This window comes from Phytomonospora endophytica, from assembly GCF_014202425.1.
GTDB classification, from domain to species: domain Bacteria; phylum Actinomycetota; class Actinomycetes; order Mycobacteriales; family Micromonosporaceae; genus Phytomonospora; species Phytomonospora endophytica.
In genome coordinates this window covers 248,279-270,997 of record NZ_JACHGT010000009.1, presented here as the reverse complement: position 1 = coordinate 270,997, position 22,719 = coordinate 248,279, and the positions used below count along the sequence as shown (strand labels likewise).

Annotated in this window: 14 protein-coding genes; 8 read left to right on the top strand and 6 right to left on the bottom strand. The window is 68.8% G+C overall.

The genetic code is table 11. The annotated features are described in order from the left end of the window. Positions 1-26 precede the first annotated feature (26 nt). Positions 27-563: a hypothetical protein gene (locus HNR73_RS21915; RefSeq protein WP_184789439.1), complete on the bottom strand. Its 537-nt coding sequence runs from the start codon at positions 561-563 to the stop codon at positions 27-29. Next, complete coding sequence (locus HNR73_RS21910) at positions 560-1,912, bottom strand: PspC domain-containing protein (protein ID WP_184789438.1); 1,353 nt, start codon at positions 1,910-1,912, stop codon at positions 560-562. Before HNR73_RS21910 ends, HNR73_RS21915 begins: the two co-directional genes overlap by 4 nt. Positions 1,913-2,120: 208 nt before the next feature. Between HNR73_RS21910 and HNR73_RS21905 the strand changes: the two genes are divergently transcribed. From HNR73_RS21905 to HNR73_RS21875, 7 genes are all read left to right on the top strand, one after another. Beyond that, positions 2,121-3,383: an ATP-binding protein gene (locus HNR73_RS21905; protein WP_184789540.1), complete on the top strand. Its 1,263-nt coding sequence runs from the start codon at positions 2,121-2,123 to the stop codon at positions 3,381-3,383. A 49-nt stretch (positions 3,384-3,432) separates the two neighbouring features. Then, on the top strand, positions 3,433-4,077 hold the full coding sequence (locus HNR73_RS21900) for a response regulator (protein WP_184789437.1): 645 nt from the start codon (positions 3,433-3,435) through the stop codon (positions 4,075-4,077). A 143-nt stretch (positions 4,078-4,220) separates the two neighbouring features. Further along, a complete protein-coding gene (locus HNR73_RS21895) occupies positions 4,221-5,306 on the top strand; it encodes a thioester domain-containing protein (protein WP_184789436.1) in 1,086 nt (361 codons plus the stop codon). A gap of 200 nt (positions 5,307-5,506) precedes the next feature. Next, positions 5,507-10,153 (top strand): LamG-like jellyroll fold domain-containing protein, encoded by a 4,647-nt coding sequence (locus tag HNR73_RS21890; RefSeq protein WP_184789435.1) that lies wholly within the window; start codon positions 5,507-5,509, stop codon positions 10,151-10,153. Between the two features lie 32 nt (positions 10,154-10,185). Further along, positions 10,186-17,184 carry an RHS repeat-associated core domain-containing protein gene (locus HNR73_RS21885; RefSeq protein ID WP_184789434.1) on the top strand — a complete coding sequence of 2,333 codons (6,999 nt, stop codon included), beginning with the start codon at positions 10,186-10,188 and terminating at the stop codon, positions 17,182-17,184. Positions 17,185-17,277: 93 nt separating this feature from the next. Continuing rightward, the gene (locus HNR73_RS21880) at positions 17,278-17,634 is read left to right on the top strand and encodes a hypothetical protein (RefSeq protein ID WP_184789433.1); all 357 of its coding nucleotides are present in this window, start codon (positions 17,278-17,280) and stop codon (positions 17,632-17,634) included. 107 nt (positions 17,635-17,741) lie between these two features. Continuing rightward, the gene (locus HNR73_RS21875) at positions 17,742-18,401 is read left to right on the top strand and encodes a hypothetical protein (protein ID WP_184789432.1); all 660 of its coding nucleotides are present in this window, start codon (positions 17,742-17,744) and stop codon (positions 18,399-18,401) included. On the opposite strand, the gene HNR73_RS21870 is transcribed toward HNR73_RS21875, so the two are convergent. Then, positions 18,398-19,219 carry an NAD(P)H-binding protein gene (locus HNR73_RS21870; protein ID WP_184789431.1) on the bottom strand — a complete coding sequence of 274 codons (822 nt, stop codon included), beginning with the start codon at positions 19,217-19,219 and terminating at the stop codon, positions 18,398-18,400. The genes HNR73_RS21875 and HNR73_RS21870 overlap by 4 nt on opposite strands. Positions 19,220-19,296: 77 nt before the next feature. On the opposite strand from HNR73_RS21870, the gene HNR73_RS21865 reads away from it, so the two are divergent. Further along, a complete protein-coding gene (locus tag HNR73_RS21865; protein ID WP_184789430.1) occupies positions 19,297-19,767 on the top strand; it encodes a MarR family transcriptional regulator in 471 nt (156 codons plus the stop codon). 254 nt (positions 19,768-20,021) lie between these two features. On the opposite strand, the gene HNR73_RS21860 is transcribed toward HNR73_RS21865, so the two are convergent. From HNR73_RS21860 to HNR73_RS21850, 3 genes are all read right to left on the bottom strand, one after another. After that, positions 20,022-21,239, bottom strand: a complete 1,218-nt coding sequence (locus tag HNR73_RS21860) for an NADP-dependent isocitrate dehydrogenase (protein ID WP_184789429.1) — start codon at positions 21,237-21,239, stop codon at positions 20,022-20,024. A gap of 106 nt (positions 21,240-21,345) precedes the next feature. Next, entirely contained in the window at positions 21,346-22,047 is a 702-nt protein-coding gene (locus tag HNR73_RS21855) for a hypothetical protein (RefSeq protein WP_184789428.1), read from the bottom strand. A 20-nt stretch (positions 22,048-22,067) separates the two neighbouring features. Next, entirely contained in the window at positions 22,068-22,718 is a 651-nt protein-coding gene (locus HNR73_RS21850) for a hypothetical protein (RefSeq protein WP_184789427.1), read from the bottom strand. Position 22,719: the final 1 nt, after the last annotated feature.

Below are 22,719 nucleotides of genomic sequence, written 5' to 3'. Positions count from 1 at the left end.
AGACCCCATCCAGCATAGGCGGCGCCTCAGCCGCCGCTCTTCCGGTCGCCGGTCTCGTCAGGCGTGTCGGGCTCTTCGGGCCACTCCGGCCGTGTGACGGGACTCTCGTCGCGCGGGATCTCCACGGTCGGCTCCTCCGTGACGCGGGGGATCCGCGCGGTCGGGTCGACCGTCGACGACGCGCCCGGCTCGTCCTCGACGACGGTCTGCGCGCGCGCCTCGCTCATCTTGCGGATGAGCTCGTCGGCGCGGGCGCGGTCCTCCTCGCTGAGCCTGTTCAGGTCGAGGCCGCCGAAGCTCGGCGGGTCGTCGTCGACGGTGGTGCTCGCACCGGACTCGAACAGCCCCGGCGTGGGCGCCGGGCCCGCGGCGGGCGCGGGCTTGCGCGGCCGCAGGGCGCTGACCAGGCCGATCAGTCCGGCGGCGATGAGCGTCCCGGCGACCATGAGGCCGAAACCGGCGGGCGTGAGCTCGGTGAAGCGGGCGGCGAGCCACCAGCCCACCACGCCAAGGAAGATGACGGCGAAGACGAGCGAGACGGTGTCGGTCTGGTGCTTTTTCATCGGGTGACCTCCAGGGCGCCGAACTCGACGTTGCCGTTGATGGTGACGTGGCCCCCGCCGGGGCCGTCGTGGCCGTAGTTGTCGGTGGTGCTGTCGATGTCGTTGCCGCCCGACTCCCACCCGAACAGGTTCACGTAGCCCAGGTCGACGCTGCCGGTGGCCGTGACGTCGACCTCGGGCGGCAGGATCACGTGGAACGAGCCCGCGTCGACGTTGATGTCGAGGGTGATGTCGTCGGTGTCGGTGAAGTCGACCCCGGTCAGGTCGACGGTCCCGTCGACGGTCTCGAAGGTGTATTCGCGCTGGACGGCGGCGACCGTCGTCGGTGCCCAGGTCTTGGGCGGGCCGGAGTCGAAGGTCTCGACGGTCCAGGACACGGCCGTGTAGGCCATGAGGACCAGTGACAGCACGATGCCGAGGGCGATCATGCTGCGCGCCCGGCCGATCCACGTGCCGACGAGCAGGCCGCCGGCGCAGATGGTCAGGGCGGTCGCGAGGTACCAGCCGAAGGGCACCGAGGCGCCGGCCAGGTCGATGACACCGACGATGCCGAGCCCGATCGCCATGACCGACAGCACGCCCAGCGGCAGTTTCGAGCGGGGGCGGCGCGGCCTCGGCGCCGGAATCGGGGCCTGACGCGGTGGCCCGTAGACGGGACGCTGCGGGGGCGGCGGGGGCGTGCCGTAGCGCGGCGGCGTCGACAGCGGCGGCAGGAAGGGCTTCGCGCCCGGCTCGGTGCGCGTCTGGGCGCCGTGGACCGTGCTCTGCGTCGTGTAGGCCGCGTAGGGGCCGTAGGGGGCGAACGGTGCCCGGTAGCCCGTCGGCGGGGTGTGCGGCGACGACGGCGGCTCGAAGTTCGGCGGCGGCACCGGCGGCGGGTAGCCCTGCTGCCGGTAGTCCATGCGCGCCCGCCTCTGCGGTTCGGTGCGCACCAGGTAGACGACCGCCAGGATCAGCGCGACGCCGAGGCCGACCGCGATGGGGAAGTTGTCCCAGAAGATCACGAAGGCGGCGATCGTCACACCGACGGCCAGCGCCAGCGTCAGCGGCGCCGGGGTGCTCGACCGTCCGCGCCCGAACAGCGCTTCGAGCGGGGAGGCGGTGTCGCCTTCGGCGGGGGTGAACAGCCACAGCAGGGCGTAGACGATCAGCCCCGCTCCGGCGAAGAGGATGAGGACGGCGAACAGGACGCGCCACAGCAGCGGGTCGCTGCCGGTCGCGCGGGCGATGGCGGAGCAGACGCCGGCGACCTTGGCGTCCTCTTTCGGCCGGACCAGGCCCAGCGGAGGCCGGGGAAGGCTCCGCGGGGCGGGTCCGTGCGGGCCGGCTTCCGTGGTGTGGTCGTTCATGTCTCGATCGTGCCGAAAATCGGCGCCGAAATCCTCGGGGAGGCCCCTGAACTGACCCTGAGATCCGCATTTCGGGGTCGTAAGACATGGTCACGGGCACGCACGCGTGTGACGATCGAGAAGCGCACCGGTCCCAGCCGCGAAGGAGCCCGATCATCAGCGTTCAGCAGGCACCCCGCCGCCCACGGAGGCGGACGTGACCGCCGCCATGCCCGCCGCGCCCCCGCCGGTCGCCCCCGCCGCCGAACCGCGGCGGCTGCGCCGCGCGGTGAGCGGGCGCATGTTCACCGGGGTGAGCCGAGGGCTGTCGAACCACCTGGGCGTCAGCGTCGTCCCGCTGCGGATCGGCTTCATGGTCGCCTCGCTGTTCTTCGGGCTCGGCGCGCTGCTGTACGTCGCCTACTGGGCCGTTCTCCCACGTGACGCCGACCCCGCGGGCGTCCGCCGGGGGCGCACCGACATTCGCCAGATCCCGGCCTTCATCGCGCTCGGCGCCGGCGTCCTGCTGGTGCAGATCACGACCGGCTGGGGCGGCACGAACATGCTCCTCGGCTGGCTGATCGTGCTCGTCGTCGGCGGCGCCGGGATGATCTGGCAGCAGGCCGACCCGGCGCAGCGCAAACGCTGGGCCGAACAGTCGAAGGGCGCGCCGTGGGTCGGGGCCCTGTTCGGGCGCTCCGGCGGGCGGATGCTGTTCCTGCGCATCGCCGGGGGAGCGCTGCTGATCCTGGTGGGCGTGGTCGGTGTCGTGGCCGTCGTCGACCCGGGCGACACCGGCGGTGAGGCACTGCTGAACTCGCTGATCTTCACCGCCGTCGGCATCGTCGGGATCGGCATCGTGCTCGGGCCGATGGTGTGGCGCGCACTGACCGAACTGAGCACCGAGCGTGAGGCGCGCGTGCGCGAGCAGGAGCGCGCCGAGGTCGCCGGGATGATCCACGACCAGGTGCTGCACACCCTCGCGCTGATCCAGCGCCGCGCGGAGGACCCGCGTGAGGTCGCGCGCCTGGCGCGCGGGCAGGAGCGGACGCTGCGGAACTGGCTGTACAAGCCGACCGCCGAGCCGACCGAGAAGCTGTCGGCGGCCATCGACCAGGTCGCCGCCGAGGTCGACGAGGCCTACGGCCTGACCGTCGACGTGGTGTGTGTCGGCGACTGCGACGTCGACGGCCCGACCGTCGCGCTGGTCGCCGCCACGCGTGAGGCGCTGGTCAACGTGGCGCGGCACGCGGGCGTGGACACGGTGTCGGTGTACGCCGAGGTCGAGGACGAGCAGGTGTCGGTCTTCGTGCGCGACCGTGGTGTCGGTTTCTCCCTGGAGGCCGTGCTGGACAACGAGGAGAGCGACCGGCACGGCGTGCGCGGTTCGATTCTCGGGCGCATGAAGCGGCACGGTGGGGACGCGCGGATCATCAGCGAGCCCGGTGGCGGGACCGAAGTACGCCTGTCGATGCCCCGCGCCGAGGCCTAGGGTTTGGACGGAGGGCCCCCGCGGCCCGCCGACGAGTGGAGGAATTGAGATGAGCGAGCGCCTGCGGGTCTTCCTGGTGGACGACCACGCCATGTTCCGCGCCGGAGTGCGCGCCGAACTCGGTGAGCGCGTCGACGTCGTCGGCGAGGCCAGCAATGTCGCCGATGCCGTCCGCGACATCTCCGCGGAGTTGCCGGAGGTCGTGCTGCTGGACGTGCACATGCCCGACGGCGGCGGCCGCGCCGTGCTGGAACGGGTCCGGTCGGCGCACCCGGAGGTCAAGTTCCTGGCCCTGTCGGTGTCCGACGCCGCCGAGGACGTCATCGGCCTGATCCGGGCCGGCGCCCGCGGATACGTCACCAAGACCATTTCCTCGGATGATCTGGTCGACGCCATCCGCCGCGTCGCCGATGGGGACGCTGTTTTCTCACCGAGGCTCGCGGGCTTCGTCTTGGACGCCTTCGCGTCGAAAACCGTTGGCACCGGAACGGATCCGGAGCTCGACCAGCTGACCAACCGCGAGCGCGAGGTGCTGCGTTTGCTGGCGCGCGGGTACGCGTACAAGGAGATCGCGAAGGAGCTGTACATCTCCATCAAGACGGTGGAGACGCACGTGTCCAATGTGCTCCGTAAGTTGCAGATGTCCAACAGGTACGAGTTGTCCCGTTGGGCGGCGGATCGTCATATTGTTTGATAGCACCGGATGTGCCAACTTGAGATCCACTTTGTACCCGAGTTGAGAAGCAGTTGTGAAGTGTGCAACCGTGTCCCGTCGCGTGTCGTGTGAAGACACGTAAACACCACCCCACTCAACGTTCCCGGGGAGGGACACCCTTCATGAAAACCCGCTTGATCAAGACGGCGCTGGTCGCTGCCGTCGCGGGAATCACCCTCATTGGCTTCGCGGGCACCGCGCAGGCCGAGGACCCGATCACCACGCAGGACGCCGAGGGCACCGTTTCCAGCAAGGACGGGATCAGCGTCTACAACGACGCGACCGACGGGGCCACCTCGGCCCACCCGCTCGTGCTCACCGCGGGCGGGCAGGAGCAGTACGTCTACTGCATCGACCTGCACACGTCGCTCCAGTTCAAGCACACGTATGTGGAAGAGGACTGGGAGACGTCGGGCGTCGCCAACCTCGGCAAGATCAAGTGGATCCTCCACAACGCGTTCCCGAACGTGTCGGCCGCCGACCTGCTGGCCAATGCCAAGGCCACGCTGCCGGACACCTACAGCGAGGACGAGGTCGACTCCTTCGTCTACGCCGCCACGCAGGCCGCGATCTGGCACCGCAGCGACGGCTTCAACCTGCGCGCCGAGGACTCCACCAAGGCCGATGACGACGTCGACGCCGCCGTGCTGGCGATCTACACGTACCTGACGGACGCGGACGCCGAGCTGCCCGACCCCGGTAAGCCGGAGCTGGCCTTCAGCGGTTCCACCACCGGCAAGACCAGCGACAAGATCAAGGTCGACGTCGACAGCAACCTCGGCACCATCACGCTGAAGGTCGACGGCGGCAAGGCCGTGGACAAGGACGGCAAGGAGATCACCGAGATCAAGGGCGGCCAGTCCTTCTGGCTGACCAGCGACAAGGCGGGGACCGTCACGGTCACCGGCACCGGTGAGATCAACGTCCCCGCCGGCCGCATCTTCCTGTCGAAGGAGAGCCTGGCCGACCCGGAGAAGAAGTCGCAGAAGCTGATCCTGGCCGGCGCGCTCGTCAAGCCGGGCGAGGGTAAGCACGCGGTCAAGTTCACCGAGGCCCCGGCCCTGGCCGTGACCGGTACCAGCGTGACCATCATGAGCATCGCCGGTGTGGCGCTGCTGGGCGGCGGCGTCGCCCTCGCCATGATGTTCATGCGTCGTCGCCGGGCCGCCGCCGCGGTCTGGGGTGGCGACGAGGACGGTCTGGCGTAGCGCCACCGTTTTCGGCTCCGGCCGAGCAAGCACCACCGTGAGCAACGGCGGGGCATGGTCCTTTGTGGACCGTGCCCCGCCGTTCGTTTCACGGAAAGAACCATCACCGAGGAGAACAGTGGCGATGTGTTGACTTCGGCAGGGCTCCATGTGTTTACTGGGCGACGCGAGTGCCCGCTCCGTTACGCCCTGGAGGCAAAGTGCCCAGCCCTGCCCGGCGTTGTGTCCGCCCTGCCCTTTTAGTCCTCGTCGCGTCCGTACTCACCGTGCCGCTGGCCGAGCAGTCGGCGCAGGCGTCCACGTGCCCACCCGTCGCCTGGACCGAAGCCGAGGCCGTGGAAATCGCGGTCGAGTGCTCCCAAGAGGTGGAGGTTCTCTCGCTGCGCTCGGAGACCGGCACGATGGTCGCCGACCTCACCGGCGAGCTGACCTGGTCGGAGTCCGTGGAAGCCGAACGAGTCCAGGAGGCCGACGGGACCTGGCTGGCCGCCGACGCCAGTCTCGAAGCCGAAGCGAGCGGGACCTTCCGCCCGGCCGCGGCCACCGTCGACTACTGGTTCCCCGGCGCCGGACACCGGCCCGAGGTCTTCGCGCAGTTCGGTGCCTCCGGCCTCATCCTCGAACTCGAAACCGGTGGCGCGACGGTGCTCTCGGCGCCGACGATCACCGACGACGTCGCCACCTACCCCGAGGTCATGCCGGGCGTCGATCTGGAACTGACCGCCGGTGTGGACGGCTTCTCCCACGTCCTCGTGGTGAAGACGCCCGAGGCCGCCGCCAGCCCGATGGTCAGGGACGCCGCCTTCCGCCTCAAGGGCGACGGAGTCGTCCTCGCCGGCGGCGGCGACGAAGCCCTTCGCATCGAGTCGGCTGCGACCGGAACGACGTTCCTCGAAGCCACCTCGGCCTACATGTGGGACTCGGCGGGGCAGTCCTCCGGAGTCTCGCTCGACGCGAAGACCGCCGGGGGACCCAAGGTCGCCGAACTGGACGTGAGCATCGAAGGCGACCTGCTGAAGCTCGGTGCCGACGAGAAGCTCCTCGACAGCCCGACGACGGTGTACCCCGTCTACATCGACCCGGTGTGGACGGCGAAGAAACGCAGCGCCTGGGCGACTCTCACCGACATCAAGGGCTCGTACTACAACGCCTACCACCCGCCGTTCAACAAGGACGGCGGCGGCGTGAAGGTCGGCAAGTCCCCGGCCGACGGGATGTTCACCGCGCGTTCGCTGTTCAAAATGCCGCTGTCGGGTGTCGCCGGCAAGACCGTCACCTACGCGGAGTTCTCGATGACCCAGGGATGGTCGTCGCGAGCGTGCGGGACGAGCGAGGCGACGAGGCTCTACGAGGTGCCGGCCTTCGGGTCCTCCGTCGACTGGAACACCTCGTGGAACTCGTCGGGATCCGGTTGGCAGGACCACATCGCGACCAACGACGAGGTACGCCGCTACGACTCCTCCGGAGACTGCGCGAAAGGCCGCGTCGAGTGGGGGATCACCGACGAGGTCGCCACCGCCGTCGATGACGGGAGGTCGCACATCTACCTCGGCCTCAAGGCCGCCGACGAGGGCTCGACGAACTCGTGGAAGAAGTACGTCCTCGACGCCCACCTGACGGTCAAGTACAACACCCCGCCGCAGAAGCCCGAGTCGGTCACCGTGATGGGGAAGAAGTGCGCCACCGGTGCCGCGCGCCCGATGATCGGCGCCGGTGCCCTCGCGAACGACCCCGTCACGATCGGCGGCAAGCTCAAGGACGTCGACGCCGCCAAGGACACCGAGAGCGCCAAGCTCACCGCGCAGGTCTGGTGGTCGCCGCTGGGAGATGGGTGGTCGGACACGAGACTCCGCCAGCAGCCCGGCCTCGGCCACAACTCGGCGATGTCCGTTGAACTGCCGACCCTGGCCGACGGCAAGTACGCGATACGGGTCAGAGCCAAGGACAAGATCGACAGCGGCGGTTTCGTCGTCTGCGAGTTCGAAGTCGACACCGCGAAGCCGGGCACACCGGCCGAGGTCGACTCCGCCGACTATCCCTCCTCCGAGGAGAACGCCAACGGATCCGGCGGGATCGGTCAGGCCGGGACCTTCACCATCGCGCCGCCGGCGAACACGACCGACATCGCCGGTTACCACGTCACGCTCAACGACGAGTCCTTCGACGCGAAGGCCCCGGTCGCCGCGGCCGACGCCGCCGGAAACGCCAGCGTGCGGATCACCCCGAGCACCTACGACTCGTCGACGCTTCGCGTCTGGACGGTCGACAAGGCCGGGAACGTCAGCGACGGCCCGCGTGCCTACAACTTCACGGTCCTCAAGTCCTTCACCGAACCGACCGGCGCGTGGTCCTTCGACGTCCGCGACGGAACGACGATCGTCGACGAGTCCGGAAACGGCCGTCCGCTCACGCCCGTCGGAACCCCGGCGACCGTGCCCGGGCACATCCTCCAGGACAGCGGGGCCGGATTCACCGGTACGAGCACCGCGTACAACTCCCCGGCACCGGGCACCGTGCCGATCATCGACACCACGAAGGGCTTCAGCGTCTCGACCTGGGTCAGGATCAACGCGCTGACCACCCAGCAGACGGTCATCGCCCAGTCGGGCGTGAACCAGCCGGGATTCCTGCTGGAGTATCACCTCTCGCGCAACCGCTGGAACTTCAGCATGCCCGGTTCCGACATCGCGAGCCCCACCTGGTCGCAGGTCTCGTCCACCGCCGCGCCGACCGTCGGGCGCTGGACGCACCTGGTCGCGGTGTACGCCGAAGGCGCGCCCGGAACCATGTCGCTCTACGTCGACGGGAAACTCCAGGGGACACCGGTCTCCCGGACGACGGCGTGGAAGGCGCCCGGGCGCCTCTGGGTCGGACAGTCCGCCACGACCGCCGGCGTCACGAAGGCACCACTCGCCGGAGCCGTCGACGACCTGCGCATCTGGAACCGCGCGGTCAACGCCACCGAGGCGGGCTCCCTCTACGGGCGGGCCACCAAGACCGGCCACTGGGCCCTCGACGACGAAGGCACAGGCGTCTCCTCCGACGCGTCCGGTTACGGCAACCCCATGACCCTGGGCGCCGGAGCCGCACCAACCTCCGACGGCAAGGGCGTCCAGCTCACCGGAAACACCTGCCCCACGGTCGGTGAACCCGTCGTGTTCGGCAACACCTCCTTCTCCGTCGCCGCCTGGGTCAAGCTCACCGACAAGGGCGACCACCGCAACGTCATCACCCAGACCGGCGTCAACCGGCCCGGCTTCTACCTGCAGTACGTCAAATCGACCGATCGCTGGCGCTTCACGATGCCCAAGACCGACACGGCCTCGACGACCTTCGTCTCCGTCGACTCCCTCCAGGTCGCCGTACTGCACTCCTGGACCCACCTGGCGGCCACCTTCGAGGCCGCCACCGGCGAAATGCGCCTGTACGTCAACGGGGAACTCGCGGGCACCGCCGTCACCCCGGCTCCCTGGTCCCCAACCGGGCCGCTACGCGTCGGATGCGCGGCGACGCAGGCCAACCCGGCCGGATACCAGCACTTCGTCGGCTCCATCGACGACGTGCAGGTCTACGCCGGCGTACTCGCGGGCGGCAACGCCTTCGACGGCACGCCGACGGTGAAGCGAGTGCTCACCGGAGCCAACCGGCCCATGGGCGGCCTGCCCGACCGCGACCTGCCGGAGAACAACCTGGTCGTCGAATCGGACGACGGACAACTCGTGATCCAGGAGTTCGGACTCGACCAGGCCACCGCGACCTGGGGCAGCCGCGAGATCTGGCGCTCGCCTAACAGTGACTACGGCGTCGGCGAGAACGTCTACTTCGGTGATTTCACCGGCGACGGCGAACGGGACGTCGCGATCCTGATGGAGCGCCAGGAGTACGAGTACTCGCCCTGCGCGGACAACGGAATCCTCACCGTCTGCGCACCCGAGACGATTTACCGGCACATCGAGGTGGATCTGTACGAGATCGACGAGTTCGGGTTGTCGCTGGTCGCTCGCAAGTTCCTGGGCAGCGCTGAAACCGCACCCGGCACCGGCCCGCTGCCTCCCCTGCCCTGGTCCTACGGCGAAAACGACGTCGCCGTCGGCGATGTCGACGGTGACGGTGACGACGATCTGGTCCGCGTGGTCAGCGAATACCACTCTGGCGGCCATCACTGCGCGGGCAAGGCCCTGATCCTTCCGGCCGTCGCCGGTGAGTTCGGTGCTTCCGTGGAGTCGACCTGGGACTTTCTCAACAACTGCTCGACCTACACGCACATCGGTGACCTGGCTGTCGAAGACCTCAACGGCGACGGAGCCGAGGACCTCGAACTTCTCGGTGGCTGGCTCGGTCAGCTCGGCGTGGCCGTGGCAGGTGTGCGCTCGCTCGGGGCGTTCAAGTTCGCGGCACCGGTGAAGCTCTGGGAGACCACTCAGTGGAACAACGAGTCGCCCTATGAGCTGTACGGCGCCGACATCAACGGAAACGCCGACGATCCTCGCGTCGAGCCGAAAACCGGCAAGCGCGGACAGGGCTTCGCCGACCTCGTCGTCACCGCTCCCGGAACCGTGAACGGCACCTGGATCCGGCACGTACTCCGAGCGGTGCCCGGCTCTTTCGCCCTCCAGTCGCCATATCCGTTGCAGTTGCCGCAGGTCGACTCGACACCGGTGGCACAAGGGGCCGTGCTGCACACCGACGTCGATCGTGATGGGGACGGCGACGCCCTCGTCGTCCAAGTCGGTCCCGACTCCGCCGAAGTGCGCCTCTTCACCAACGACGCGGGAGCCTTCACCGGCGGCGAGCCCGTGCTGACCCTGCCGCTCGTGCCCGGCGTCTACTACCGCAACTTCCTCTGACCCATCCGCCGCCCACGGACCTGGAGCCCGCCATGCCCGCTGCCCACTCGCCCCTGAACCGCCGACTCCGCAGGCTCAAGCCGAAAGCCCGCACGCTCATCGCAGCGGGCCTCGTCTTAGCCCTGACCGCAGGCCTCGCCGCGTCGATCCCGCGGCTTCCCGAAGAGCCGTGGGCGGCCGGGGCGGGTGACATCGAAGCCATCGACGTCACCGGCCTGCCGGTCACCGAGGCGGGCGCCGACCCGACGGCCGACACGGTCCTGACGGCACCGCCACCGACTCCGGTGTGGCCGTCGGCGAGCGTCGTGGAGGTCGCGAGTGACACGGCCGCCGTTTCGGTGGGCGGGCTCCCGGTCCAGATCGAAGGGGGCGCGGGGCCGGTGCGGGTCGAGACCCTCGGCCAGGACGCCAGCGCCACGGCGGGGATCGACGGCGTCCTGCTGCGGATCGGCGAGGACACGGCCGACTCCGCGACCGTGCGGTTCGCGGCCGACTACACGGCCTTCGCCAACGCCTACGGCGCCGACTGGTCGACGCGGCTGCGGTTCACCGCGTTGCCCGAATGCGCGCTGACGACGCCCGGAAAAGCCGAGTGCGTCGGCGATCCCCTGCCCACCAGCGCGAACGACACGCCGGACCGGCGGGTGTCCGCCGCGCTCGACGCCGGTGCCTCGCAGCTCGTCGCGATCTCCGCCGCACCGGCCGGCGCGGCCGGCGACTACGCGGCGACCTCGCTCTCGTCGTCGCAGGGCTGGTCGTCGGGCAGCTCGACCGGCGAGTTCAACTGGTCCTACCAGGTGCCCACATCGAAGGCGTGGAACGGGATGTCGCCGTCGGTGACGTTCGGCTACTCCTCGGGCAATGTGGATGGTCGAACGGCCGCCAGCAACAACCAGCCGTCCTGGCTGGGTGAGGGCTTCGAGTACGAACCCGGCTACATCGAACGCAAGTACATCCCATGCGCCGAGGACATGGAGGACGGCAACAACGTCGAGAAGAACGGCGACCTCTGCTGGTTCGAGGACAACGCCTTCATGTCGCTGGGCGGCCGCGCGACCGAGCTCATCAAGGACGCCGACAGCGGCGTCTGGCGGCCGAAGGCCGAAGACGGCTCCCGTATCGAGCACAAGACCGGCGGTCCCAACGGCGACGACGACGGCGAGTACTGGATCGTCACGACCACCGAGGGCACCCGCTTCTGGTTCGGCCGCAACCGCCTCCCCGGCTGGACGGCCGGAAAGACCGAGACCGAGTCCGTCTGGACCGTGCCGGTCTTCGGCAACCAGGACGGTGAACCCTGCCATGCCTCCACGTTCGCGGGCTCCGACTGCGACCAGGCCTGGCGCTGGCAACTCGACTACGTCGAAGACGTCTGGGGCCACACGAGCGCCTACTGGTACGACACCGAGCAGGGCGTGTACGGCCGCGACATGGATCCCGAGGACAAGGCCCCGTTCACCCGCGGCGGCTGGTTGCGCCAGATCGACTACGGGACCCGGTCCAACACCTCCTACGGCACACCGCCGAACAAGATCACCTTCGAGGTGGCCGACCGCTGCCTCTCCGAGTGCGACGACCGCACCGACGCCAACTGGCCCGACGTTCCCTGGGACCAGGACTGCACCGAGGACGCCTGCACCGAGGTCCTGTCGCCGTCGTTCTGGACGACCAGGCGACTGGCGTCGGTGACGACCTGGGTCGTCAACGGCACCACCCACCAGAAGGTCGACTCGGTGACCCTCCGGCACTCGTTCCGCGACCCCGGCGACGGCACACGCGCCGGACTGTTCCTCGAAGGCATCACCCGCAAGGGACACGTCGGCACCGAACTCGCCCTGCCGGAGGTCACCTTCGGGGGCGCGCAGCTCGCCAACCGCGTCGACGGCATCGACAACGCCCCGATGATGAACTGGTTCCGCATCGGGTCGATCATCACCGAGAGCGGCAGCGAGATCCTCGTCGACTACTCCGAAGTGGACTGCGTCGACGGCACCCGCATCCCCGACGAGCCCGCCGGCAACACCTGGCGCTGCTTCCCGACCTGGTGGTCGCCGGTCCAGTTCGGCGATCCGGAGCTCGACTGGTTCCACAAGTACGTCGTCGACGGCGTCTCGGTCATCGACCACGCCGGCGGTGCGCCGCCGGTCGCGACGAAGTACCAGTACCTCGGCGGGGCGGCCTGGCATTACGAGGACGGCAACGGCCTGACGAAGAAGAAGCACCGGACCTGGTCGCAGTGGCGCGGGTTCGCGCGCGTGCGCACGACCGTCGGCGACCCGGCGAAGGGACCGGTGCAGCGTACGGAGGTGCTGTTCCACCAGGGAATGCACGGCGACAAGGACCCCGACGGTGGTACGACCACGGTGAAGGTCAAGGGAAGCGACAACGTCGAGGTCACCGACTTCGACGAACTCGCCGGACGCCCGCGTGAGCAACTCGTCTACGACACCGGTACGGGCGCGGTGCACACCAGCACGATCAGCGGTTACTGGCGCTCGGATCCGACCGCGACCCGGGAGGTCGCCGACCGGACCGTGCACGCCCGCTACGTCGCCGCCGACGAGACCGTCACCAGCAGTCTGCTCGACGGTGGTCGAGGCACACGTGTGGCCACCAGTGCGACCACCTACGACTCCCGTGGCCGAATCGTGAGCGTCGACAGCTCCGGCGACGCGGGCAGCGGCGAGGACGACCGCTGCGTGAAGACGAAATACGTCGTCAACGAGTCGGCCTGGATCATGAACCTGCCGTCGAAGGTCGAGACCTACGCCGTGCGCTGCGCGGCCGTGCCGGACATCGACTCCGACGCACAGGTGCTCAGCATCCTGCGGATGTCCTACGACGAGCAGGCGCACGGCGCCGTGCCGCTCAAAGGCGCGATGACGTACTCCGACTCCCTGATCGAGTGGACGACGACGTCGCAGCGCTATCTGATGGCGTCGAAGTCGGGCTACGACGTGTACGGGCGCGTCGTCTCGGCGACCGACAACACCGGCGCGACGATCACGACGCGTTTCTCGCCGGCCGTCGGCGGCCCCATCACGGCCGTGCAGACCACGAACGCGCTGGGACACGTGGAAACTGCGGGACTCGACCGCCACCGCGGTCTGAAGTCCTATGTCACCGACATCAACGGAGGCCGCACCGAGTACCGCTACGACGGTCTCGGGCGTCTGCTCAAGGTCTGGTTCCCGGGCCGGTCGACCGGCGACGGAGCGAACGTCGAGTACCAGTACCAGTTCGAGGCGGGTAAGCCTCCGGCGGTCACCACGAAGTCGCTGATCCACAACGGAAGCTACGTCTCCAGCACCGCCGTGTACGACTCGCTGCTGCGCGATCGGCAGTCGCAGTCGCCCGCCGTCGGCGGCGGGCGCATCGTCTCCGACGTCCTCTACGACTCCGCCGGACGCGCCTACCGCGGCTACTCGGGCTACTTCGACTCCACGTCGGCGCCGAACACCGCGATCACCGCTCCGGCGTCGCCGGGCTCGGTCGAGCGAGTGTCCACAAAGGTCTTCGACGGGCTCGGCCGCACCACCGCGGAGATCTTCTCCTCGCTGGGCACGGAGAAGTGGCGCACCTCGTACGTCTTCCACGGTGACGCCACCGACGTCGTTCCGCCCGAGGGAGCCTCGGCCACCACGACGATCGTGGACAGCTCGGGTATGACGACCGAGCTCCGCCAGCACCACGGCCGGACCGTCGGCACCGATCCCACGGGCTATGACGCCACCACCTACGAGTACGACAACAAGGGCCAGCTCACGTCGGTGACCGATCCCGTCGGCAACGTCTGGTCGTCGACCTACGACTTCCGGGGCCGGGTCATCGCGACCAGCGACCCCGACAGCGGCGACACCGAGTTCACCTGGGACGAGGTCGGCCGCCTCGTCTCGGCGAAGGACGCACGAGGCGAGGTGCTCGCCTATACATACGACGATCTGGGGCGGATGACCTCGGTTCGCGACGACAGCCCCACCGGCCCGAAGCGCTCCGAATGGGTCTACGGCACGACGACCGGCTACAAGGGACTCCTCGTGTCGAGTTCCCGCTTCGTGGACGGCAAGGAGTACAAGACCACCGTCGACTCCTACGACGCCGGCTACCGGCCGTTGTCGACCACGGTGACCATCCCGTCGGGGCACGAAGGGCTCTCGGGGGCGTACACGTTCACCCAGACCTACAACGGGGACGGGTCGGTCAACACCAGTACCTTCCCGGCCGCCGGCGGTCTTCCCCGCGAGACGCTCACGCACGTGTACGACGACGTCCTCGGCATGCCCTATCGCCTCGGCACCGACTACGGAGACCTGTCCGGCTACGTCATCGACACGACCTACAACCGCCTGGGCATGCTCAAGAGGGTCGACCAGGCCACGGACACCGCACCGACGACGCCGTCGATCGTCCAGACCTTCGAGTACGAGACGGACACGCTGCGGCTGTCGCAGATGGTCGTCGGTCGGCAGCCGATCACCCCGAACCGCTTGCAGGAACTGAACTTCGGCTATGACGCGGCGGGCAACATCGAACGCATCGCCGACCTCCCCGCCGGTGCCGCGCAGGGCGGCGCCGGCAACGAGATCCAGTGCTTCCAGTACGACCACCTGGCCCGGATGACGCAGGCGTGGACACCCAAGGTCGACGACTGCGAGGGGACGAGGACCGGCACCACCGACGGGTCCGATCTCGGCGGCCCGGCGCCCTACCGGCAGTCTTACGAGTTCGACAAGACCGGCAGCCGCACGGAACTGGTCGAGCACAGCACCCTGGCCTCGCCGGTCACCAAGACGACGAGTTACGAACCGCCAGCGCCAGGCGAAGGCCCCGCGCACGGACTGGGATCCACGGAGACGACGACCACCGGTTCATCCGGCGCCTTCACCGAGACTTACGGCTATGACCCGTCGGGCAACACGATCTCCCGCCCGGACGGCGGCGGCAAACTGCAGGAACTGGCATGGGACGCCGAAGGGCTGCTGTCGCGTGTGTCCGATGTGGACTCCGGTGCCGAACTCGGGTCGTACCTCTACGACGCCGACGGCGCCAGGCTCATCGCGAAGGACGCCGAAGGCGAGACGCTGTACCTCGGCGGAATGCAGCTGCGCCGCAACAATGACGGCAACGAGGTCGTCGGCACGCGGTACTACTCCCACGCGGGTCTGACCGTCGCGGTTCGCAGCAGCAAGAACGGATTGAGCTGGCAGACCGCCGACCACCAGGGCACCGCGAGCCTGTCGATCTCCCAGGACACGACGGAGGTCGTCCAGCGGCGGCAGGATCCCTATGGGAACACGCGCGGCCCGGAACCGCTGGAGTGGCACGACAAGAAGGGCTTCGTCGGTGGTGAGAAGGACCCGACCGGACTGACGAGCGTCGGCGCGCGCTACTACGACCCGAAGGTCGGGCGGTTCATCTCGGTCGACCCGATCATGACCGGTGATCCGCAACAGGCGCACGGGTACGCGTACGCGAACAACACGCCGATCACGAGCAGTGACCCGAGTGGGCTCGTCACGACTTCCGGCAGTGGCGGCGATCCGATGTCGGAGCCGGAAAGGTCGCCGTCGGGCGGCAGCTACACGCCGTCGGAGCTCGACCCGGACTCCGTGTACGGGCAGATCGTGAACGGTCTCGCCGCCGGGCTGGCGGACCTGCCCCTGTTCGCGTTCCTCGAATCCATGGCCGACGTGATCTCGTGCGGGATGGACATCGAGGCGTGCGCCAGCGACATCACGGCGTTCTTCCAGTACATCTGGAACAACCCGGGAGCCGCGCTGGAGAGCGCGCTGTACGAGATCGTGGCGCCGGTCGTGGATCCGCTCAAGGAGGGGCGGTACGTTGAGGCCGGGATCGCGGTGGCGAGCGTCGGGGTCGCGCTGGTGTTCGGCGGGTATCTCGGACGCGTCCGGAAGCTGATCAAGGGACTCGGTAAGCCGGATTCCAGTAACAAGGACGGTTCCAGCAGCTCGGGGAGCCCGTCGGGGACGTCGACGGGCGATCCCGATCCCGGGCTCACCGACAGCGAGATGGCCGACCTGAAGTCGGACACCTACGACAGGCAGACCGACGCGCGGGACGACGATGATCCGGGGCCGAAGGACGGGACCTCGGACACCGACGGGAAGGACGAGCAGGAGAACTGCAACTGCTTCGTCGAGGGCACGACCGTCGCGATGGGCGACGGATCGCTCAAGGCGATCGAAGAGGTGCGGCCCGGGGACGAGGTGACGACCTACAACACCGATACCGGCGAGCAGGAGACTCACACCGTTACCGCGCTGTTCCACAAGTCGGCGCAGGTGCTGCTGGAGTTCACCGTCGACGTGTCGGGCAGTCCCGGCGCCGAAGAGGAGGAACGAGCGGGAGACCCGACGTCCGGGACGGTCTCGGGCACCGACCCGCCGGCCGGATCTCAGGTCGAGACGTTCACCGTCACGCCGGAACACCCGTTCTGGCAGGTGGACGAGCAGGCGTGGGTCGACGCGGGGGAGCTGGAGGCCGGCGACGGGCTCCTGCGGCGGGATGGCGACCGCATCGAGATCGTCGCGGTGGAGAGGCTGGAGCGGGATGCGCCGTTCACGGTTTACAACTTCACCGTTGACGGGACGCATAACTACTATGCGACCGCGGTCGACACGTTGGTGCACAACTGCAACGCCGGCGAGGCCACGATTCACCTGGACCCGGACACAAGGCATGCCACGATCACTGTTCGTTACCAAGATGAGTCTCGTCTGGTAGAGCAGTGGGGCTACACCAACAGTCCTACGAACGGCGTTAGAGACTACGATCCTGCAAAGATCTCTTCCCGGGCTTTCCATATCACCGTAGCGCTCCCTAACGCGAATGGAGCACTGGCCTTTATTGAGACGATGATATCTCGGTCGGGCAAGGGTAAATATCCCGCTTATGACCCGCAGGAGCAGAGCTGTGTCACTTTCTGTATGCAGGTGCTTCGAGCCGGTGGAATACCCGACGTCCCAACCAATACCATTGCCGGAACGACTTGGCTATGGCGAAGGCATTGAGAGGAGCTGGGCGTAATGAATGAACTCGGGGCGGATTTGCCTGCTCCTTGGGAGGTTCCTCAAGGTTTGCTGGGACCTTCACGCTCGCCGGACATGAACCTCGTCATCCAGCTGCTCTCATGCGAGCTTCTCGGCTATGACGTGCACCTGGCGGTCGGTAGATATGTGGCCGAGCAGGCGCTGTTCGCAGCTTGGTTCCATGGCGATGCCAAGGCGTCCAGCGTCGAGGCGCTGGAAATGCTGCATCTGCTTGCGTTCGCGCAGAGTCAAACCGCGCGGGTGTTCGATGCATGGAGTCGCTTCCGTGCGGCGAAGGATGCCGACCAGGGTCCGCCGGGCCTGGGGCCGGGAGCCGAGATCCGATCGGCCTATCGTGGGATCCTCGCGGCACTCCATAGTGCGATCGAGTCCTTGAACGGCGTGCGAACCGAGAGTCGGGCTGTGGGCTGACGTCGCAGGACGCACAACTCCAACCCCGTCCTAAACCCGACACCCCACGCGTCACAACTTCCGCGGAGTCGGATCGTTGACCGTCCGAGGTGGGTAAAGCTGGCACAGTGACCCCGACCTCGACGCAACGTGAGGGGGACAAGGTGCTCGACAACGGATCGGCCGGCCACTGCGCGGCCACGCCCGCCGAGGTGCTCGCCCGGCGGTTGGGCCTCACGGCCATGGGCGAACGCCTCCCGACGGCGCGCGTCCGCGTCTACGGCCACGAGGCGCGCCTCGTGTGTCGCCTCGACCCGCATGAGCACGTCCGGCGGGCGGGGGTCGCGCAGCGGCGGCTCGTCCTCGCCGACTGGGGTCCGTTGAACCTGCTGATGGGCCTGCCGCATGAGGAGCCGGTCCCGGTGTCCACATTGTCCAATCGGGAGCGCGGCATGATCTCGCGGCTCCCGCAGTGGACGCACGAGCTCCGCGACGGCCACATCCGCCGCCTCGCGCGTCCGCCGCTGCGGCCGGTGCTCGCCGTCGTCGGGGCCACGCGCTGGTCGGAGGGCCTCGACGCCGCCGTCACCTACCGCCCCTTCTGCGCGCCCGTCGTGGAACTCAACGTCGGCCTCGACGACCCCTTCGCCCCCATGGAGGCCGCCGATCGGGGCATCGGGCTCATCGTCGACGGCGACAGCCTCGTCGAGCCGACGCCCGCCCGCCCCTGCCCGAGCGCCACGAGCTGGTGGCTGGCGGAGCACGCCTACCGGCGCATGGCCGGCTAGAACCGCGCGCGGTTGCGCACGGCCCACTCCCGGTACGTTCTCGCGCGCACGCCGGTGACGTCCTCGATCGTCGTCGTGATGTCCGGCGGCGCCGTCACGGCACGCGCCGACGACGCGAGCATCTCGTCGAAGACCGCGGGCGGGATCCGCGACGGCCGTCGCGCGTGCGCCTCTTCGTCGGTCAGGGCGCGGACGGCGATCGGGTGGCCGAGGACCTCGGCGAGGATGCCGACCTGGTCGCGGTGGCTGAGCGACTCGGGCCCGGTCAGATACAGCGACTCGCCTTCGCGCCCACCGTGGCGAAGGACTTCGACGGCGACGCGTGCGACGTCGTCGGGGTCGACGAAGGCGAGGCGCGCGTCCGGGTGGGGGATCTCGACGGTCCGGTGTGCGCGGATCGACGGTGTCCACGACAGCGAGTTGTGCGCGAGCGCGTGCGGGTGCAGGACGGTGTGGCCGAGACCGGACGCGGCGAGTGCCTCTTCGACCTCGCGGTGGCGGCGGGCGATGGAGTTCGTGGCGGCGCCGGGCATGCGGACCGCCGACGACGACAGCTGCACGACGAGCTGGACCCCGGCCTTTCGGGCCGCGTCGACGAAGGCGTCGATCCCGCCCGGCTGGGTGTAGAGGAACACGCGGTCGACGCCGTCGAGTGCGGCGGCGAGGTCGGCCGGGTCGGGGGCGGCGAGGTCGAGGCGGGCGGTTTCCGGTCCGGACGGCTCTGTGCTGGTGCCGCGTGCGGGGATGTCTTCGGCGGCCAGGCGGGCGAGTACGTTGCCTCCGATTCCGCCGCGGACTCCGGTGACGAGCACGGTCATGGGGTGGCCTCCCTGATAATGCCTTCTAGAGCAAAGCTAATTACCTCTGTGTGCAAAGATATTTTGGAGGCAAAGCCATGTCAAGTCCCGCTGCGGCCGAAGGCGACCTCGACGAGAGCATCCGCACGATGCTGCTGCTCATGCCCCGGCTGGTGGCGAGGGCGAAACGGATCAGTGTCCCGGAGTCGCTGCGCGATTTCGCGCCGGCACCGCGGCATCGGACGCTGCTGGCGCTGCTGCTGTTCGACGGGAAGATGACGGTCAGCGACCTCGCCACGCGGCTGGAGGTGGCGCCGTCGACGGTGAGTCTCATGGTCGGGGATCTGAGCCGCAAGGGCCTGCTCGACCGCAGGGAGGACGACGCCGACCGGCGCCGCATGATCGTCAGCGTCGCGCCACGGTACGAGGAGGCCGTCGTCTCCTGGCTGGCCCCGGGCGCCCGCGCCTGGAACCGCGCGCTGGAGCCGCTGACGGACGAGCAGCGCCGGCTGTTCGTGGACACGATGCGTGCCTACGAGGAGGCGACGCTGGTGGAACGCGGGGAGTGAGGCACTCACGGGTGGGGAGGCCGTTGGGAGGACGACCCCATAAGCGAGGGGCCCCCGCGCTATGCGCGGGGGCCCCTACTGGGAAGGGACGGCAGGCTCTCACCGGCCACGGGGGCTCACGCCCGGCTCGGCCGAACCCGGCGCCTTGAACGCCCGATCCGGCACCCGCCCGAGCGGATCACCCCGTACCACCCTGACTAACTCTCACCGGCCGGAAAGGTTACGACCTGTCCCTACAAATTGTGACAAGCCGTTCAGGCCAGCTTCTTGCTCAGGTTCTCGGCCAGCGCGGCCATGAACTCGTCCGTCGACAGCCAGGCGGCGTCGCCGCCGACCAGCAGCGCGAGGTCCTTGGTCATCTGGCCGCCTTCGACGGTTTCGACGCAGACCGCTTCGAGCGCCTGGGCGAACTCGGTCACCGCGGGGGTGTTGTCGAGCTTGCCGCGGTGCGCGAGGCCCCGCGTCCACGCGTAGATCGACGCGAGGGGGTTGGTCGAGGTCTTCTCGCCGCGCTGGTAGGCGCGGTAGTGGCGCGTGACGGTCCCGTGCGCTGCCTCGGCCTCGACGGTCTTGCCGTCGGGGGTCATGAGCACCGAGGTCATGAGCCCGAGCGAGCCGAAGCCCTGCGCGACGGTGTCGGACTGCACGTCGCCGTCGTAGTTCTTGCAGGCCCAGACGTAGCCGCCCTCCCACTTCATGGCCGCGGCGACCATGTCGTCGATGAGGCGGTGCTCGTAGGTGAGCCCGGCGGCCTTGAACTGGTCGGCGTACTCGGCGTCGAAGATCTCCTGGAAGACATCCTTGAACATGCCGTCGTAGGCCTTGAGGATGGTGTTCTTCGTCGACATGTACACCGGGAAGTCGCGCTGCAGCCCGTAGGCGAACGACGCGCGCGCGAAGTCCTCGATCGACTTGCGGTAGTTGTACATCGCCATGGCGACGCCGCCGCCCTCGGGGTATTCGGCGACCTGGAACTCCATCGGCTCGCTGCCGTCGGCGGGCGTGAACGTCACGGTGAGCGTGCCGGGACGGTCCACCTTGAAGTCGGTGGCCTTGTACTGGTCACCGTGGGCGTGACGGCCGATGACGATCGGCTTGGTCCAGCCGGGGACGAGCCGCGGCACGTTGCTCATGATGATCGGCTCGCGGAAGACGACGCCGCCGAGGATGTTGCGGATCGTCCCGTTCGGGGAGCGCCACATCTTCTTGAGGCCGAACTCCTCGACGCGGGCCTCGTCGGGCGTGATCGTGGCGCACTTGACGCCGACGCCGTGGCGCTTGATGGCCTCGGCCGAGTCGATGGTGACCTGGTCGTCGGTGGCGTCACGGTGCTCGATGCCCAGGTCGTAGTAGTCCAGCTCAACGTCCAGGTAGGGCAGGATGAGCTCGTCTTTGATCTTCTTCCAGATGATCCGGGTCATCTCGTCGCCGTCGATCTCGACGACGGGGTTGGCTACCTTGATTTTCGCCATGCGACCTGGTGCTCCTCTCGGATCTGCCGTGTAACAGTACGAGCGTACGGCACGCGGCGGGGGTGGCTGCAATGACGGTGGGCACCGACGCGGGGTGAGGTCGGCCTCACTTGATGCCGTCGAAGTAGGCGGTCTGCCCGGCTCCCTTCGCGTTGATCGCCTGGACGGTCACGCACGTGAGCGACGGGTGGTTGATGTCGACCCGGAAGGTGCCCGAGCCCACGTTCTTGAGCGTCTCACCACTGCACTTCTTCACCACGTACCCCGTGATCGTCAGCCCGCCGTCATCGGCCGGCCGCTCCCACTTCGCGGTGTACTTCCCCTCCGACGCCCACCACGCGCCGAAGGCCTCGGGACGGCTCGCCGTCGACGTCGTCGGCGGATTCGTCTTCTTCGGGGCTGGCGGCGGGGCCTCGGCGCCGTCGCCGTCATCGGAGCCGCCCGAGTCGCCCGAGCCACCGCCGGGCGGGTCCTCGGGGGCCTCGCCCGCCGTGCCCGGCTTCGCGCTCTTCGACGGCGACTTCGACGGTGACCCCGACGGGGACGGTGGCGTCGTCACCACCGGCTCGTCCGGCGAGACCGAGGTCGGCGCCACGGTCGGCGGGACCGGATCCCCGGCCGTCGCGGCCTGCCCCGGATTCGACGTGCGCGCCATCGAGACCGCGATCGCGCTCACCAGCACCACCGCGATCAGCCCGACGACCACCATGACCGCCCGCGGACTGCGCGTCCGCGACGCCATCCGGCCGGCCAGCGCGCGCACCCGCTGGGGCATGTCCGGCCGGTCGCTGCTCCAGCGTCCATCCATGATCCGCTCTTTCCCGGGGTTTAGGGGTTGTTGGGCACGTGGCCCGTGGACTTCGCGCCCTCACCGGCGGCGTTGACCGCCTGCACGGTCGCGCAGTCGATGAACGGGTAGTTGAACTCGATCGCGTAGGTCGCGTCGTTGACGCGGATGATCTCTTTCCCGCCGCACTCCCGCAGCACGTAGCCACTGATCCGCAGGCCACCGTCGGAGACGGGCCACTCCCAGTTCGCCGCGTACTTGCCGTCGCCCGTCCGCCACACGTCGAAACTCGTCGGGCCCGTCGACACCGTGCCCTTCGGCTTCTTCGTCGTCGGCTCCGGCTCGGGCTCGTCCTCACCGCCGCCACCGTTGTCGTCCTGGGTCGGCTCCGTCGTCGGCTTCTTCTTCGTCTTACTCGGCGATGGGCTCGGGCTCACCGGGGGAGTCGTCGTGGGCGCGAGTGAAGGCGCCGACGTCAGCACCGACTCCGCGGCCGTCGAAGCCGCGCCCTCCCCCTCATCGCCGCCCGACGTCAGCATCGAGACCACGATGGCGACCACGAGCACGGCGGCGACCCCGCCACCCGTCAAGCCGACCACCTTCGTACTGCGACCGCCCTCGCTCAGCCGGCCCGCCCAGCGGCCGAGCCGCTGCGGCATGTCGGGTCGCGTGCCGTTCCAGCGTCCATCCATG

Bases quoted from the DNA above. Each gene is read 5' to 3' on its own strand.
- HNR73_RS21880 (WP_184789433.1), top strand. From the start codon at position 17,278: ATGAACCTCGTCATCCAGCTGCTCTCATGCGAGCTTCTCGGCTATGAC.
- HNR73_RS21860 (WP_184789429.1), bottom strand. From the start codon at position 21,239: ATGGCGAAAATCAAGGTAGCCAACCCCGTCGTCGAGATCGACGGCGAC.
- HNR73_RS21855 (WP_184789428.1), bottom strand. From the start codon at position 22,047: ATGGATGGACGCTGGAGCAGCGACCGGCCGGACATGCCCCAGCGGGTG.
- HNR73_RS21910 (WP_184789438.1), bottom strand. From the start codon at position 1,912: ATGAACGACCACACCACGGAAGCCGGCCCGCACGGACCCGCCCCGCGG.
- HNR73_RS21885 (WP_184789434.1), top strand. From the start codon at position 10,186: ATGCCCGCTGCCCACTCGCCCCTGAACCGCCGACTCCGCAGGCTCAAG.
- HNR73_RS21900 (WP_184789437.1), top strand. From the start codon at position 3,433: ATGAGCGAGCGCCTGCGGGTCTTCCTGGTGGACGACCACGCCATGTTC.
- HNR73_RS21850 (WP_184789427.1), bottom strand. From the start codon at position 22,718: ATGGATGGACGCTGGAACGGCACGCGACCCGACATGCCGCAGCGGCTC.
- HNR73_RS21905 (WP_184789540.1), top strand. From the start codon at position 2,121: ATGCCCGCCGCGCCCCCGCCGGTCGCCCCCGCCGCCGAACCGCGGCGG.
- HNR73_RS21865 (WP_184789430.1), top strand. From the start codon at position 19,297: ATGTCAAGTCCCGCTGCGGCCGAAGGCGACCTCGACGAGAGCATCCGC.
- HNR73_RS21870 (WP_184789431.1), bottom strand. From the start codon at position 19,219: ATGACCGTGCTCGTCACCGGAGTCCGCGGCGGAATCGGAGGCAACGTA.
- HNR73_RS21895 (WP_184789436.1), top strand. From the start codon at position 4,221: ATGAAAACCCGCTTGATCAAGACGGCGCTGGTCGCTGCCGTCGCGGGA.
- HNR73_RS21915 (WP_184789439.1), bottom strand. From the start codon at position 563: ATGAAAAAGCACCAGACCGACACCGTCTCGCTCGTCTTCGCCGTCATC.